The organism is Paenibacillus brasilensis (genome assembly GCF_009363115.1).
Classification (GTDB): domain Bacteria; phylum Bacillota; class Bacilli; order Paenibacillales; family Paenibacillaceae; genus Paenibacillus; species Paenibacillus brasilensis.
In genome coordinates this window covers 1,757,981-1,772,854 of sequence record NZ_CP045298.1, presented here as the reverse complement: position 1 = coordinate 1,772,854, position 14,874 = coordinate 1,757,981, and the positions used below count along the sequence as shown (strand labels likewise).

16 protein-coding genes, 1 pseudogene and 1 riboswitch are annotated in these 14,874 nt (G+C 47.8%); all 17 genes and pseudogenes read left to right on the top strand.

Annotation, left to right across the window (positions count from 1 at the left end; genetic code table 11):
• Window positions 1-92 precede the first annotated feature (92 nt).
• The 17 genes and pseudogenes from GCU48_RS08315 to atpG all read left to right on the top strand — a co-directional run bounded on the left by GCU48_RS08315 (window position 93) and on the right by atpG (window position 14,788).
• Window positions 93-653, top strand: coding sequence for a manganese efflux pump MntP (locus tag GCU48_RS08315; protein ID WP_025717558.1), 561 nt, complete (start codon window positions 93-95; stop codon window positions 651-653).
• A 105-nt stretch (window positions 654-758) separates the two neighbouring features.
• Window positions 759-1,343, top strand: a complete 585-nt coding sequence (locus GCU48_RS08310) for a low molecular weight protein arginine phosphatase (RefSeq protein ID WP_152379670.1) — start codon at window positions 759-761, stop codon at window positions 1,341-1,343.
• Between the two features lie 78 nt (window positions 1,344-1,421).
• Window positions 1,422-1,503: riboswitch (ZMP/ZTP riboswitch) on the top strand.
• A 208-nt stretch (window positions 1,504-1,711) separates the two neighbouring features.
• Window positions 1,712-2,299, top strand: coding sequence for a TIGR01440 family protein (locus GCU48_RS08305; protein ID WP_152379669.1), 588 nt, complete (start codon window positions 1,712-1,714; stop codon window positions 2,297-2,299).
• Window positions 2,300-2,370: 71 nt separating this feature from the next.
• Window positions 2,371-3,621: a serine hydroxymethyltransferase gene (locus GCU48_RS08300; RefSeq protein ID WP_152379668.1), complete on the top strand. Its 1,251-nt coding sequence runs from the start codon at window positions 2,371-2,373 to the stop codon at window positions 3,619-3,621.
• Between the two features lie 169 nt (window positions 3,622-3,790).
• A pseudogene (locus GCU48_RS08295) lies at window positions 3,791-4,667 on the top strand (carbohydrate ABC transporter permease).
• Window positions 4,667-5,503 (top strand): carbohydrate ABC transporter permease, encoded by an 837-nt coding sequence (locus GCU48_RS08290; protein ID WP_152379667.1) that lies wholly within the window; start codon window positions 4,667-4,669, stop codon window positions 5,501-5,503. Before GCU48_RS08295 ends, GCU48_RS08290 begins: the two are co-directional and overlap by 1 nt.
• A gap of 14 nt (window positions 5,504-5,517) precedes the next feature.
• Window positions 5,518-6,783 carry an ABC transporter substrate-binding protein gene (locus tag GCU48_RS08285; RefSeq protein WP_152379666.1) on the top strand — a complete coding sequence of 422 codons (1,266 nt, stop codon included), beginning with the start codon at window positions 5,518-5,520 and terminating at the stop codon, window positions 6,781-6,783.
• 360 nt (window positions 6,784-7,143) lie between these two features.
• A complete protein-coding gene (gene upp, locus GCU48_RS08280; protein ID WP_025717563.1) occupies window positions 7,144-7,773 on the top strand; it encodes a uracil phosphoribosyltransferase in 630 nt (209 codons plus the stop codon).
• A 108-nt stretch (window positions 7,774-7,881) separates the two neighbouring features.
• Complete coding sequence (wecB, locus tag GCU48_RS08275) at window positions 7,882-9,048, top strand: non-hydrolyzing UDP-N-acetylglucosamine 2-epimerase (protein ID WP_152379665.1); 1,167 nt, start codon at window positions 7,882-7,884, stop codon at window positions 9,046-9,048.
• Window positions 9,049-9,223: 175 nt separating this feature from the next.
• Window positions 9,224-9,478 carry an AtpZ/AtpI family protein gene (locus GCU48_RS08270; protein ID WP_025717565.1) on the top strand — a complete coding sequence of 85 codons (255 nt, stop codon included), beginning with the start codon at window positions 9,224-9,226 and terminating at the stop codon, window positions 9,476-9,478.
• Window positions 9,471-9,851, top strand: coding sequence for an ATP synthase subunit I (locus GCU48_RS08265; RefSeq protein ID WP_025717566.1), 381 nt, complete (start codon window positions 9,471-9,473; stop codon window positions 9,849-9,851). The genes GCU48_RS08270 and GCU48_RS08265 overlap by 8 nt, the downstream gene beginning before the upstream one ends.
• A gap of 29 nt (window positions 9,852-9,880) precedes the next feature.
• The gene (gene atpB, locus GCU48_RS08260; RefSeq protein WP_152379664.1) at window positions 9,881-10,705 is read left to right on the top strand and encodes a F0F1 ATP synthase subunit A; all 825 of its coding nucleotides are present in this window, start codon (window positions 9,881-9,883) and stop codon (window positions 10,703-10,705) included.
• 105 nt (window positions 10,706-10,810) lie between these two features.
• Entirely contained in the window at window positions 10,811-11,035 is a 225-nt protein-coding gene (gene atpE / locus GCU48_RS08255; protein ID WP_025717568.1) for a F0F1 ATP synthase subunit C, read from the top strand.
• Window positions 11,036-11,144: 109 nt separating this feature from the next.
• The gene (gene atpF / locus GCU48_RS08250) at window positions 11,145-11,633 is read left to right on the top strand and encodes a F0F1 ATP synthase subunit B (protein WP_152379663.1); all 489 of its coding nucleotides are present in this window, start codon (window positions 11,145-11,147) and stop codon (window positions 11,631-11,633) included.
• Window positions 11,630-12,175, top strand: coding sequence for a F0F1 ATP synthase subunit delta (locus tag GCU48_RS08245; RefSeq protein ID WP_025717570.1), 546 nt, complete (start codon window positions 11,630-11,632; stop codon window positions 12,173-12,175). Before atpF ends, GCU48_RS08245 begins: the two co-directional genes overlap by 4 nt.
• 19 nt (window positions 12,176-12,194) lie before the next feature.
• On the top strand, window positions 12,195-13,709 hold the full coding sequence (gene atpA, locus GCU48_RS08240) for a F0F1 ATP synthase subunit alpha (protein ID WP_025717571.1): 1,515 nt from the start codon (window positions 12,195-12,197) through the stop codon (window positions 13,707-13,709).
• A 212-nt stretch (window positions 13,710-13,921) separates the two neighbouring features.
• Window positions 13,922-14,788 carry an ATP synthase F1 subunit gamma gene (gene atpG / locus GCU48_RS08235; RefSeq protein WP_152379662.1) on the top strand — a complete coding sequence of 289 codons (867 nt, stop codon included), beginning with the start codon at window positions 13,922-13,924 and terminating at the stop codon, window positions 14,786-14,788.
• Window positions 14,789-14,874: the final 86 nt, after the last annotated feature.

Here is a 14,874-nt window from a genome sequence, read left to right as displayed (position 1 = left end):
CTTGTGCAGGCACTTCCGTTGTATGCTTGTACTGTTTTCCCCCTTGTCCGCATAACGTTAACAAGAACGGACGGATAATGGAGGGATGGAGTATGCTGTCAGCCTCTGCCCATGTCGGGCAGGTTGTAACGATTCTGATCATGGCAGTAGCGCTGGGAATGGATGCGTTATCGCTGGGCGTAGGGATCGGCATGAAGGGGATACGCCTGCGGGATGTGCTGCGCATCAGCACGGTAATTGGCTTTTTTCACATTCTGATGCCATTGCTGGGGATGTTCACAGGGCATTATATGAGTTCTTTACTGGGCCATGTAACGACCTATTTTGCAGGTGGGTTACTCATCCTTTTAGGCGGGCATATGGTATATAGCTCCTTCAAGGGGGACGGTGTACAAGTATTGGATCATCGTTCACCTCTGGGTCTCTTGTTGTTTGCACTTGGGGTGAGCATTGACTCGTTTTCTGTAGGGGTGTCGCTGGGGATGTTCCAGAGTGATCTGGTGCTGAGTGTTCTGGCATTTGGCTTTTGCGGAGGTGCAATGGCAATGCTGGGATTGCTGGTGGGCCGCAAGGTCAGCCGTAATCTGGGGGATTACGGAGAAGCCGTAGGCGGTGCTATTTTGCTGGCATTTGGCTTTATGTTTATGTTTTGATTTTAGCGTGGACAGTGTAAAATAAATACAGGATTATAGTAAGGCTTAGGATTATAGATAATGATCCTCTGTTTATATATTTTTAACATACGGGGGGTGAAAACGTTGAAGCATATCTTATTCGTATGCACAGGGAACACTTGTCGCAGTCCAATGGCTGAAGGGATGCTGCGCAAGCTGGCCGCTGAACACGGGCTGGAGCTGGAGGTGCGCTCTGCGGGAGTGGCGGCGATGGAAGGTACACCGATATCTCGACATGCAGAGGCGGTTCTACGGGACCACGATATCTCGGATCAGTTGACCTCGACCCCTTTGAGCGGCGGACTTGCAGAGTGGGCACATCTGATTTTGACCTTGACGCAAGGGCATAAGCAGCACGTCATTCAGCGCTTTCCCCATACGGCGGGCAAAGTATTTACACTCAAGGAATACGTGGAGGATCGGGATGAAGTGCTGAATGATGTACAGGAGTTAGACGGCTTGTACGCTTCACAGCAGCTGATGGCTTCACTCGGACAAGAACTGTCGGCGCAGGAGCGTGAGCGGATGATTGAGCTGCACCAACGGATTCCGGGCTTTGATATTTCCGATCCATTTGGGGGTTCGCGGGAAGATTACGATGTCACGGCTGCGGAAATCCGCACAGCACTGCATAAGTTGCTGGACAAGCTAAAGACTTCTTCCGAATAAAGTCGGTGTCACTCATCTGATTTGTACGGAATCTGTTGATTTTCGACGATTAATCCGTTAAGATAAGGTGGAAAAATGAGAATCCGGTGTAACTGGCGACAAAAGTGGGATTAACCACGATGGAGCACCGGATATACGGCCGGTCGCCTGGGCAAAAGAGCAATTCCACATAGGTGTGGACTGCTCTTTTTTCGTATATGAGCTATTCCAGATTTTTTGCTGTCTTCTTGCTCCTCCAATTTTTCTGCTCGAAATCCAAATCATCGGCTATAATATAGTCAGATTGTGATATCAGGAGAAAGTGTGTTGAACTTACGGTATGAGACCATGCCTAGTCTCTGAGGACTGGTCAACCAGGGGAGGTTCCAATGGTAGGACAATTGGATCGTGAGATTTCACTTGAAGCACAGGCCGCTTCTGTCGTGCGGGAGCTCGCTGAAGCAGTCGGTTTGAAGGACGGGCGCCTGCTGGTGATTGGTGTAAGTACGAGTGAAGTGGCCGGAAGCCAGATCGGCACGGCGGGAGCGCTCGATGTGGCGCAGCAGCTGCTGGCTGGAGTAGATTCCGTACGCCGGGAATATGGCTTTGACGTGGCGTTTCAATGCTGCGAGCATTTGAACCGTGCGCTGGTCGTTGAACGGGCTGTGCTGGAACGGCTGGGATTAATAGAAGTTGCCGCTGTTCCTGTACGCACGGCAGGCGGCTCTATGGCTGCGGTCGCCTACCGGTCACTGGACGATGCGTGTTTGGCGATGAACGTGCAGGCGCATGCCGGGATAGACATTGGCGAAACGCTGATTGGCATGCATCTGCGTCCCATAGCCGTTCCGTTTCGTCCAAGCCTTCGCTGGATTGGCGAAGCACGTGTGACTGCGGCGTTCACGCGTCCTCCACTGATAGGAGGACAACGGGCGGTGTACACCCTTGAACAAGAAGACGGCGGAAACTGTGATTAGCATTTGGCGTGGACTGTTTGTTTTATACTTTGTATACCTAACAATTGACTATGGAGAGGGAGTAATCAATCATGATGGAACATCTGCGTAATAGTGACCCGGCAGTGCTGGAAGCAATGGGACTTGAACTGAAGCGACAACGCCACAATATCGAGCTGATCGCATCCGAGAACATCGTTAGCGAAGCGGTTATGGAAGCGATGGGCTCTGTACTGACGAATAAATATGCTGAAGGTTATCCGGGCAAACGTTACTACGGTGGCTGTGAGCACGTAGATATCGTCGAGGACATTGCGCGTGATCGCGCCAAAGAATTGTTCGGTGCCGAGCATGCCAACGTGCAGCCTCACTCTGGAGCACAAGCCAACATGGCGGTCTATTTGGCAGCACTCAAACCTGGTGATACCGTACTGGGTATGAATTTGGCGCATGGCGGCCATCTGACACACGGAAGCCCCGTTAACGCTTCCGGCTTGTTGTATAACTTTGTTGCTTATGGTGTACGCGAAGACAACTTCCGCATTGATTATGATGAAGTGCGCAAGGCAGCCTTCAAGCATCGCCCTCGCCTGATTGTAGCCGGAGCGAGCGCATATCCGCGTACGATTGATTTTGAAGCCTTTGCTTCCATCGCCAGCGATGTGGGTGCGCTGTTCATGGTAGATATGGCACACATCGCCGGTCTGGTGGCAGCGGGTATTCATCCTAGCCCGGTTCCGCATGCTCAATTTGTGACCACAACCACGCACAAAACGCTGCGTGGTCCGCGCGGAGGAATGATTCTGACTCGCAAAGCGTGGGCGCAAGCGATTGACAAGGCGATTTTCCCAGGCATTCAGGGCGGTCCATTAATGCATGTGATCGCGTCCAAAGCCGTTGCCTTGGGTGAAGCACTCCAGCCTTCCTTCAAAACCTATGCACAAAACGTAGTTCGCAATGCACACGTACTGGCAGAGACGCTGCTGGCGGAGGGGATTAACATCGTATCGGGCGGTACAGATAATCACCTGATGCTGCTGGATACGCGTAACCTGAATATTACAGGCAAAGAAGCCGAGCATGTATTGGATTCCGTAGGCATCACGGTGAACAAAAACGCGATTCCGTTCGACCCGACAAGTCCGTTCATTACCAGCGGAATTCGTATTGGTACCCCTGCTGCGACATCCCGTGGTATGGATGAAGAGGCTATGGTTAAAATCGGTAAGATCATTGCCGAAACACTCAAAAATCCGAAGGATGATACGGTATTGTCCAAAGCGAGCCAAGCGGTTGGCGAGCTGACTGAAAAATTCCCGATCTATCCAGGTACTCAATACTAATTAAATCAACCACCTATCCATGTTGAATAAGGCTGTTTTCCTTCCGTAAGCCGGAGGGGGAACAGCCTTTTTTGTTTTCTGGCGACTCGAAACTTACATTTTTGGTTAATAAGCGATTAAGGATTTATTTGTATTTTCCTGCACGATCTACACAGAGGAGTGATGACACTTGAATCAAAGAAAATCCGCGCAGTTATTGCAGCAGCTCGTATTTATAGGCCCTATGGCGTTGTTTTTCGTCTTGATTATGGTCATTCCGTTCCTGCTGGGACTATATTATTCCATGACCAATTGGGACGGAGTGTCGGAAAATGTCCAATGGCTCGGATTGGGGAATTACGTCCATATTTTTAGAGATGATCCGGATTTTCGAAATGCATTTTGGTTCACGGTCCGTTTTACCGTATGTGGCGTGATCCTGACGAATCTGATCGGCTTTTCCCTGGCTTATGTACTTACAAAGCCGTTGCGTACCCGCAATGCGTTACGGACTGTATTTTTTATGCCTAATATGATTGGTGGCTTACTGCTTGGCTTCATCTGGCAATTTATCTTTGTGCGCGGTTTTTCTGCGGTGGGGGAGGCAACCGGGCTGTCACTTTTCAAGCTACCATGGCTTGGTGATGGGCCAACTGCTTTTTGGGGAACCATCGTGTTTGTTTGGCAGTACGCAGGCTATCTCATGGTTATCTACATATCCTCGTTAAATAATGTCCCCCATGCCCTGATTGAATCAGCTCAAATCGACGGTGCAAGCCGAAGACATTTTACGCCAGGTAGTAGTGCCGCTTATTATGCCAGCCGTAACCGTTTGCCTCTTTCTGGCGATATTTTGGTCCTTTAAAGTGTTTGAGCTGAATTTAGCTCTGACAAAGGGTGGACCCTTCAAATCGACAGAGTCTGTAGCGTTGGACATATATAATGAAGCGTTTACAAATAATCGTCTTGGATTGGGGACCGCCAAAGCTATGATTTTCTTTATCATCGTAGCAATCATTACGATCATCCAGGTGCGTCTCACGAAGAAGAAGGAGGTTGAAATGTAATGGGGAAAACGTCAAGCTACCGCTTGGGTACGTGGGTTGCTGAAATCGTGCTCATTGTGCTCGGATTGATCTTTCTGATTCCGTTTTATTTTTTGCTCGTCAATTCCGTTAAATCCTTTGGCGATATCCTGGCTCATTCCGCTTCGTGGCCGACAATCTTTCGGTTTGAGAACTACGCCAACGCCTGGAATAAAATAAACTTTCCGACAGCGCTGGGGAATTCATTGCTCGTCACCATCGTCAGCAATGCTCTCCTGCTGCTGATCAGCTCGATGGCTGCTTACCAGATGGTTCGCCACGACACGCGTTTTAACCGATTGCTGTTTGGCCTGCTTGTGGCTGCAATGGTCGTGCCTTTTCAGTCCATCATGCTGCCGCTTATGGAGGTATCCAACGTGCTGAGTTTGAACAATAGCATACCAGGATTGATTTTGTGCTATTTGGGTTTTGGAGCGCCATTATCCGTTTTTCTCTTTCACGGGTTTATCAAAACGGTGCCTGTTGAGGTCGAGCAGGCGGCGAGGGTGGACGGCTCTTCCCGGTACGGTGTATTCTTTCGCATCGTGTGTCCGCTGCTGCTGCCTATGTTCGTAACCGTACTTATTTTGAACACCTTATGGATTTGGAATGACTATCTGCTGCCTTCGCTCATTCTGAATGCTCCGGAGCTGCGCACCATCCCGATTGCGACCTATATGCTGTTCGGCCAATATACCAAGCAATGGGACTTGGCGCTGCCAGCGCTGGTACTGGGGATTACGCCAATAGTTGTGTTTATTCTGGCGATGCAAAAATACATCGTTTCCGGCATTGCAGCCGGTGCGGTCAAGGGCTGATGGAGGGATAACCGATGAAAAAAACAGTGCTGCTTGTCCTCTCCCTGATCGTACTGCTCGCATGTACGCTTTCGGGTTGTGGAAATACGCAGGCCGGGCCAAACGAGACGAAAACGATACACATCTATCAGTTCAAAGTAGAGATTTCAGAGCCGCTAAACAAACTCAAGGCGGAATATGAAAAAACGCATCCGGGCATCAAGCTGGATATCCAATCTGTCGGAGGCGGTACGGATTACAGTGCTTCGTTGATGGCTAAATTCGCCTCAGGTGATCAGCCGGACATTTTCACCAATGAGGGTTATCAAGACCGTGATACGTGGTTTGAGTATTTGGAGGACTTGTCAGATCAGCCATGGGTAAAGGATCTGGATGATTTTGCCCGCAAGCCGATGACCGTTAACGGTAAGATTTACGGACAGCCTATGAACCTGGAAGGCTTCGGATTTGTTTATAATAAGGATTTGTTCAAGCAGGCGGGCATAACCAAGCTGCCTCAAACGATAAGTGAGCTGGAGGAAGCAGCGAAGCGCCTGAAAGCGGCAGGGATTACACCGTTTGCTAACGGATATGCGGAATGGTGGGTGCTGGGGAACCATTTTGTCAATATTCCGTTTGCCAGACAGCCGAACCCGGAGACCTACGTCGAGCATTTAAACAAGGGAACAGCCCGTATCCCTGGCAATCCTGTGTTTGATCAGTGGGTGAAGCTGCTTGACCTGACTTTAAAATATGGTAACAGCAATCCCCTTACGACAGACTATAATACACAAGTCACGTTATTTGCGACAGGCAAGGCCGCCATGATGCATCAGGGGAACTGGACTCAGCCACAAATAGACGGTATTAATCCTGACTTGAATCTAGGTATTCTGCCTGCGCCTATAGATAATGATCCTGCTAAAGGAGGCAGGCTTGCAGTGGGGGTGGCATCCAACTGGGTGGTCAATAAAAATTCGCCTGTGAAGCAGGAGGCAAAAGATTTTCTCAATTGGCTGGTTACTTCGGAGATAGGCAAGCACTATATTACCAAGGAGTTCAAATTCGTCCCCGCCTTCAAAAGCATTACATCCAGTGATGAAACGACAGGTGATCTTGGTGCGGAAATATCCCGGCATGTGAGGGAAGGCAAGATATGGAGCTGGAACTTCCAGCGCTTCCCGAAAGGACTGAATCAGGATTTGAGCAGTAGTATGCAAGCCTATATTGCGGGGGTTATTACAAAAGACGAAATGCTGCAGCAATTTCAGGGAGCGTGGGACAATTTGAAGTATAGATAAAAACGTCGCTGCATCAGGAGCCTGAACCCCAACTTATAGCACAGAAGGGAATTTTGAAGTTCGACAGGCTTTGACGGTCAAGGGCCGTTAGAGCCTTTTTTGATGTGGTTTTCCGTGACAAAAGTCACTCATAATGTGGCAGGGGAGATATTTTACTCTACATATCTTTCTCTTGGCCAAAGGTTGTGGTGGCAGGTGTTAAATCAACCAAGGGAATGTTATAATAAACAGGATTTACAGGCACGCACTGCATCTGTGCTTATTTGGTTTGTACAAATAGGTTACATAGATCCTTTCCATTCAGGATGTTCGATATTCTGGTGCGGAAGAACGTGACGATAATACCGGAGGGAATATATCATGGCAAAACTGGTGGTTTGTGATCACCCTTTGATCCAACACAAGCTTACATTTATCCGCGATGTGCGGACCAACACCAAGGATTTCCGCGAGCTCGTGGATGAAGTAGCAACTTTGATGGCTTATGAAATTACGAGGGACATCCCGTTGGAAAGCATTACGGTGCAAACACCGGTTGCTGAGACAGAAGGTAAAGTGATTTCCGGACGTATGCTGGGCCTTATTCCGATTTTGCGTGCAGGCTTGGGTATGCTGGATGGCGTTGTAAAGCTGCTGCCGGCAGCAAAGGTAGGCCATGTGGGATTGTTCCGCGACCCTGAAACATTGCAGCCTGTGGAATACTACACAAAGTTGCCTACAGATGTGACAGAGCGTGAATTGATCGTCATTGATCCGATGCTTGCAACAGGCGGCTCGGCGATTGCAGCCATAGATGTGTTGAAAAAAAGAGGCTGTACCCAAATTAAAATGATGAATCTGATTGCTGCTCCTGAGGGTGTCAAAGCTGTGCAAGAGGCACATCCTGATGTAGACATTTATGTCGCTGCTCTGGATGAGCGTTTGGATGAGCATGGCTATATTGTCCCAGGTCTTGGTGACGCAGGAGACCGCTTGTACGGAACGAAGTAGACCGTCTTTGGAGGTTCGGCAAATTTATGGACGTTGCGGCCAGGCCGATTTCGTATAAAAAAGATTTGTGAACCGAACGTTTATTATGAAAAGGGGTTTCAACTTAAAATGTCCAAAATCAAAGTAATGACCATTTTTGGCGTGCGTCCGGAAGCGATTAAAATGGCTCCTCTCATTTTGGAGCTTCAGCGTCATCCGGAGCATATCGAATCTGTGGTATGCGTTACGGCTCAACATCGCCAAATGCTTGATCAGGTTCTGGAGGTCTTTAACATTCACCCTGACTATGATTTGGATGTGATGAAAGACCGTCAGACACTCAACGAAATTTCCATACGTGTACTTCAGGGGCTGGAACCTGTATTACGCGAGGCCAAGCCGGATATCGTGTTGGTTCACGGCGATACGCTGACCACTTTCCTCGCTAGCTATGCAGCCTTTATGCAACAAATTGAAGTAGGGCATGTAGAAGCAGGCTTGCGGACATGGAACAAGCTTTCTCCATATCCTGAGGAAATGAACCGTCAGCTCACAGGCGTGCTGTCTGATCTTCATTTCTCGCCTACTTCTTTATCAGCTGGGAATTTGCGGAAGGAAAATAAACCTGAATCTCGAATATATGTAACAGGTAATACGGTGACTGACGTATTTCAGTATACGGTTCGCCAGGATTACGAGCACCCGGTACTGGAATGGGCCCAGGGCAAGCGCTTGATTCTAATGACAGCCCACCGTCGGGAGTCACAGGGGGAACCACACCGTCAAATTTTTAATGCGGTAAAACGGATCGCAGACGAATTTGAGGATATAGCTATCGTTTATCCGGTTCATCCAAGTCCGGCTGTGAAGGAGCCTGCATTCGAGATTTTAGGCAACCATCCGCGTATTAAGTTGATTGATCCGCTGGATGTTGTGGATTTGCACAATTTTTATCCGCACACACATCTGATTCTTACGGATTCCGGCGGTCTTCAGGAAGAAGCGCCTTCGTTCGGCGTACCTGTACTGGTACTACGGGATACGACCGAAAGACCGGAAGGAATTGAGGCGGGTACATTGGAATTGGTCGGTACGAATGAAGAGAAGGTCTACAATCGCACTAAGGCCCTTTTGACGGATTCCGGGCTGTATGAGTCTATGAGTCAGGCAGCAAATCCTTATGGCGATGGACAGGCATCGGTAAGAATTGTCAATGCGATTTTGCACCATTACGGTGTCAAAACCGAACGACCTGAAGAATTTCACACAATGTTCACAAAAGGCGTCTGCTCGTAATAATATTCCTTTACAAGGCAAGCATACAGTTAAACTGTACGGTTACCAAGGGATACAGCATTTTTAGATGCTTTGTCGACTGATTTTTATACTTTAGGGCGCTAAAATATCTCAATTGACAAAGCATCTTATATTTAAGTAAAATGGACTGGAATTACAGGGGTGACATGGAAAAGTGGTCAGACCTTCCAAGCAAAACAACAACCGAAATAACACCGGAAATGCCTTCAAGGCAATTGGACTGGTGAGCGCTATCGGCATTGATCTGACGGTGTGCACACTGGGTGGTTTCTATGCGGGAAAATGGCTTGATGCCAAACTTGGTGGCTCCGGAATTTGGACTGGCGTAAGCGTTCTCGCAGGCTTGGTTGTAGGCGCATTAAGTATTGCCCTTGTGATCGGAAAGGTATTGAGGGATAACCATGAATGAGATGACCCGTATGCAAAAAAAGTTATGGATCGTAGCGCTTATTATAATGGCTCTGTGTTTCCCGGTCTCCGCCCTCATGCCCCAACATCGTGACATTGCTCACGGAATCATTCTGGGAACGGGAGTAAGCTGTCTAAATGTGCTGTATATGGCCTACAGAATTCGACAGGTTGCGAGTGCGGCCGCCGGTGAAAGAAAGAAGAGAGTGGTAGGTATTGGCTTTGGCGTTCGATTAGGGACCTCAATTTTGGCCGTGGTGCTGGCCATAGAATTTCCGGCCTATTTCCATGAGATCGCTGTAATGGCAAGCCTGGTGACTGGGCAATTTCTTCTTTTAATTATAGGCATCATATTCGCGCTTCAGGAAAAATGATGGCTCAACTGAGAAAGGGGTGAGAAAACATGTTGCATGAATCACCGATTATCCAATTGGGCGGGTTTAACATTGACTTGTCCGTCATTATTATGCTGGTTGTGACCTGCGCTATTGTGTTTGGACTGGCTTTTGCTGCAACGCGCAATTTGTCTGTGGACAATCCCGGAAAGCTGCAAAACTTTATGGAATGGGTTGTGGAATTCGTTCAAGGGCTCATATCCAGTACGATGGATTTGAAAAAAGGTAAGCCATTCCTTTCTTTAGGGATGACGCTGATCATGTTCATTTTCGTCGGAAATATGCTGGGTCTGCCGTTCGGGATCGTGACTGAATTTGATAATGTGCAAAGCGCGCAAGTATTCGGGCATGACATCGTTCCGGTCAAGGAAGCATTAGAGCAAGCACAGGCGACTCATCCGGGCGAAGCTGCCCATATAGGTGTCAACTGGTGGAAATCACCTACCGCAGATGCAGGGGTATCTATTGGACTGGCATTGATGATCTTTGTTCTGGTTCATTTCCTAGGAATTTTCCGTAACACCAAAGCTTACTTTAAGCACTATGTTCAGCCATTTCCATTCTTTCTGCCAATTAACCTGATTGAGCAGTTCTCAAAACTATTGACACATGGTATGCGTCTATTCGGTAATATTTTTGCCGGCGAGGTTTTGATCAGTGTTCTGCTGAAAATGACAGCACTTGGTGTGGGAGGTATGGTTGCTTCCGTATTCGGGCTCGTGGTCTGGCAAGGTTTCAGTATTTTTGTCGGCAGTATCCAGGCGTTCGTCTTTACAATTCTGACGTTCGTATATATTTCACAATCCATTGATACGCATGAAGAAGAGCATTAGACAAGCTCATTTTTCGGTTTTTAGTTAAGTTCAGAAGTGCGCTTCGCTCTTAACTGCAAATACATGTAAAACACAAATACACATCACTAAGGAGGATTTTAAAAAATGGGAGTTTGGGCATATATCGCAGCTGCAATCGCAGTAGGTTTGGGCGCTTTGGGCGCTGGTATCGGTAACGGTCTGATCGTAAGTAAAACAGTTGAAGGTATCGCTCGTCAGCCTGAAGCAAAAGCAACGTTGCAAACAGTAATGTTTATCGGTGTAGGTCTGGTCGAAGCCCTGCCAATCATCGGGGTCGTTCTGGCATTCATTTTCTACTCAGCTGCTTAATTGAATGGAAGCAAGGTTTGGCGGGGAAGGCACAGCCATCCGCGCCTTCTTTGTTCGTTTGAATATGAAAGATCTAGGACTGACGTTCACCGGAAAGGAGTGACTTCAATTGCATTTAAATTGGACAAGTATCGTGTTTACTGTCATTGCATTTTTGATCTTGTACTGGTTGCTGACCCGTTATGCATTCGGCCCTCTCTTTTCAGTTATGGAGAAGCGGCGTGAGCTTGTTTTGAAGCAAATGAGTGAAGCGGCACAAACGCGTGAACAGGCTGCTGCCTATGTTGAGGAGCAAAAACAGGCTCTCCAGCAAGCGCGTAAGGAAGCTTACGATATTATTGAGCAGTCGAAACAAACAGGTAACAAGCAAGCGGAGCAAATTATTATTCAGGCTAAAGACGAAGCAGTTCGCCTGAAAGATGAAGCTGTTCGTGAAATCACAAGCGAGCGCAATAAGGCAGTTGCCGAGCTGCGCAGCGAAGTGGGTAAAGCTTCGGTACAAATTGCTTCCAAGCTGATTCAAAAAGAAATCAAGGAAGACCAAGTCCAGGGAGAGCTTGTCAACCAATACCTTAAAGAGGTAGGAGGCAAAGCATGAGCCGGGATACGGTAGTTGCCAAACGGTATGCGAAAGCCTTGTTTGAAGTGGCAGAGCAGGAGCAGACCATTATGGAGACCGAGCAGGAACTGCGAGCTTTTGTAGAGGCTGTATCAGGGGATGCCGAAATCCGTAAGTTCATTAATTCTCCTAACATTACGGAAGAGGTCAAGCTTCAGGTTCTGGCCAACAGCTTTGAAGGCAAGATGTCTGCCTCGCTGATTAACACGATTAAGTTGTTGATTCAGCGCAGCAGAGCCGATTTGTTTGAAGCTCTCCTTGATGGATACCTTGAGATTCAGGAGTACAAGCTGGGGCTGGCTCATGCAAAGGTGTATTCCACCTATGCGCTCAGTGAGCAGGAAAAAGCAACGGTAGCCGAAGAATTCGGAGCCCGTGAACATAAAACAATCCGCGTGGAAAATATAGTAGACCCGAGTCTGCTGGGTGGATTGAAAGTGTTTATTGGCGATACACTGTATGACGGCAGTCTGGCCGGCAAGCTGGATCGTCTTGAAAAATCCTTTAACAGACGAGTATAGAAGATAGGGGTGAACACACTTGAGTATCAAACCTGAAGAAATCAGTTCATTGATTAAAAGTCAGATTGAACAATATAAAAATGATATCGAGGTCGTTGAAGTCGGCACTGTTGTTGAAGTCGGCGACGGTATTGCCCGCGTCTACGGACTGGAAAAAGTCATGGCCGGTGAATTGGTTGAATTCGATAACGGCGTATTGGGCTTGGCGCTCAACGTGGAAGAGAGCAATGTCGGTGTCGTTATTCTTGGACCATTCTCCGACATCCGTGAAGGCGGTCAAGTTAAACGTACAGGCCAAATCATGCAGGTCCCTGTTGGGGACGCACTGATTGGACGCGTAGTTAATCCATTGGGTCAGCCGGTGGATGGCAAGGGTCCAATTGCTACCACGGAATTCCGTCCGGTGGAAAGTCAGGCCCCTGGTGTTATGGCCCGTAAATCCGTACATGAGCCAATGCAGACAGGAATTAAAGCCATTGACGCTATGGTTCCAATTGGCCGCGGTCAACGTGAGCTGATCATCGGTGACCGTCAAACAGGTAAAACTTCTATTGCAATTGATGCGATTCTGAACCAAAAAGGCAATGGTATGAAATGCATTTATGTTGCTATTGGTCAAAAACAATCTACAGTAGCTCAAGTTGTTGAAACATTGCGTCGTCACGGTGCTTTGGAATATACGATTGTTGTTACAGCATCTGCTTCTGAGCCATCACCTTTGCTGTACATTGCCCCTTACTCCGGCTGCGCTATGGGTGAGTATTTCATGTACAAAGGCGAGCATGTCCTTGTCGTATATGATGACTTGACCAAACAAGCGTCTGCATACCGGGAGCTTTCCCTGTTGCTGCGTCGTCCACCGGGTCGTGAGGCTTATCCGGGTGACGTTTTCTATCTGCATTCTCGCTTGCTGGAACGTGCAGCGAAGCTGAATGATGAATTGGGCGGCGGCTCACTTACCGCGCTTCCGTTTATCGAGACACAGGCGTCCGACGTTTCTGCATACATTCCAACCAACGTAATTTCCATCACAGATGGGCAAATTTTCCTGGAGGCAGACTTGTTCTATGCAGGTCAACGCCCGGCGATTAACGTAGGTATTTCTGTATCCCGTGTAGGGGGCTCCGCTCAGATTAAAGCAATGAAAAAGGTTGCAGGCTCTCTGCGTCTGGATCTTGCTCAATATCGTGAGCTTCAAGCGTTCTCCCAATTCGGTTCCGATCTGGATAAATCCACTAAAGCCCGTCTTGACCGAGGCGCTCGCATGATGGAAATTTTGAAACAGGGTGTACATCAGCCGTTGCCTGTTGAAAAACAAGTTGTGAGCTTATACACCGCTGTTAAGGGCTTCCTTGATGATATCCCGGTAACGGAAGTAAAACGTTTTGAAAAGGACTTCCTGTCTTTCATGGAGTCTGATCATCAGGATGTGCTTCAATCTATCCGTGATACAAAAGACTTGGTGGCTGATAACGAAACAGCTTTGAAGGCAGCTATCGAGAAATTCAAAAAATCGTTTGCCACGTCGGTTTAATACATGAAATTGCCTGTTTATGACGAAAAATGTTCTAAGGAAGCATGCCCCTCGGGCCTTGGCTTCCTTGGCATGTTTTACCCCTAATAACAGGCCCTTTAACATATGTCCGGCTGGACTTGAATCTTACGAAGAGCTTTGTTTTTCTCAAAGCTAAGGGATTGCTTACGAAGTTAGCTTTGGCTTTGCCAAAGCTTGAAGGTGGTGAAATCATGGCAAAAGGTATGCGCGAGATTAAACGTCAGATTAAAAGTATACAGAGTACAAAGCAAATTACGAAAGCGATGGAAATGGTCGCTGCATCCAAGCTGAGAAAAGCTCAGGAGAAAGCGGAGTCGGCTCGTCCTTACGCGGAAAAGCTTAAGGAAGTCGTCAGCAGTATTGCTTCTGGATCGAACAACGTCAAGCATCCGATGCTGGAGACGCGTCCGGTCAAAAAGACTGCTTATCTAATCATTACATCTGATCGTGGTCTGGCTGGTGGTTATAACGCCAATATTTTGCGGCAGGTTACGCAGACGATTGCGGAACGTCACCGTTCACAGGATGAATTTGTGATTTTCATCATCGGACGAAAAGGACGGGATTATTTCAGACGTCGTGAGTTCCCTATTGCAGAGTCAGTAACTGACTTGTCGGATACGCCTGCTTTTGCAGATATCAAAACGATTGCAAGCAAGGCTGTAAAAGGCTTTGAACTTAAAGAATTTGATGAGCTTTATCTATGCTATAACCGCTTTGTCAATGCACTGACTCAAATTCCAACAGTTGACCGTTTGTTGCCAATGGCAACACTGGATTCGAATACTGCTTCATCCTCGATTGATTACGAGTATGAGCCTTCACCAGAAGGAGTGCTGGAAGTATTGTTGCCGCGTTATGCAGAAACACTCATCTACGGCGCTTTGCTGGATGGTAAGGCCAGTGAGCTGGGAGCGAAGATGACGGCGATGGGTTCAGCTACCAAAAATGCGACCAAGCTGATTGGTGAACTGTCGTTGACCTATAACCGTGCTCGTCAAGCGGCTATTACCCAGGAAATTACGGAAATTGTGGCAGGTGCAAATGCTCAATCTTAATGAGCTTTTGCAGATTGCTGTATAGCAGAGCCTATACTAATATGATAATTTGCGGGCGCAAAACAAATCAGAATTGTTCAGATTTG

Bases quoted from the DNA above. Each gene is read 5' to 3' on its own strand.
- GCU48_RS08315 (WP_025717558.1), top strand. From the start codon at position 93: ATGCTGTCAGCCTCTGCCCATGTCGGGCAGGTTGTAACGATTCTGATC.
- GCU48_RS08305 (WP_152379669.1), top strand. From the start codon at position 1,712: ATGGTAGGACAATTGGATCGTGAGATTTCACTTGAAGCACAGGCCGCT.
- GCU48_RS08300 (WP_152379668.1), top strand. From the start codon at position 2,371: ATGATGGAACATCTGCGTAATAGTGACCCGGCAGTGCTGGAAGCAATG.
- GCU48_RS08290 (WP_152379667.1), top strand. From the start codon at position 4,667: ATGGGGAAAACGTCAAGCTACCGCTTGGGTACGTGGGTTGCTGAAATC.
- GCU48_RS08285 (WP_152379666.1), top strand. From the start codon at position 5,518: ATGAAAAAAACAGTGCTGCTTGTCCTCTCCCTGATCGTACTGCTCGCA.
- upp (WP_025717563.1), top strand. From the start codon at position 7,144: ATGGCAAAACTGGTGGTTTGTGATCACCCTTTGATCCAACACAAGCTT.
- wecB (WP_152379665.1), top strand. From the start codon at position 7,882: ATGTCCAAAATCAAAGTAATGACCATTTTTGGCGTGCGTCCGGAAGCG.
- GCU48_RS08265 (WP_025717566.1), top strand. From the start codon at position 9,471: ATGAATGAGATGACCCGTATGCAAAAAAAGTTATGGATCGTAGCGCTT.
- atpB (WP_152379664.1), top strand. From the start codon at position 9,881: ATGTTGCATGAATCACCGATTATCCAATTGGGCGGGTTTAACATTGAC.
- atpE (WP_025717568.1), top strand. From the start codon at position 10,811: ATGGGAGTTTGGGCATATATCGCAGCTGCAATCGCAGTAGGTTTGGGC.
- GCU48_RS08245 (WP_025717570.1), top strand. From the start codon at position 11,630: ATGAGCCGGGATACGGTAGTTGCCAAACGGTATGCGAAAGCCTTGTTT.
- atpG (WP_152379662.1), top strand. From the start codon at position 13,922: ATGGCAAAAGGTATGCGCGAGATTAAACGTCAGATTAAAAGTATACAG.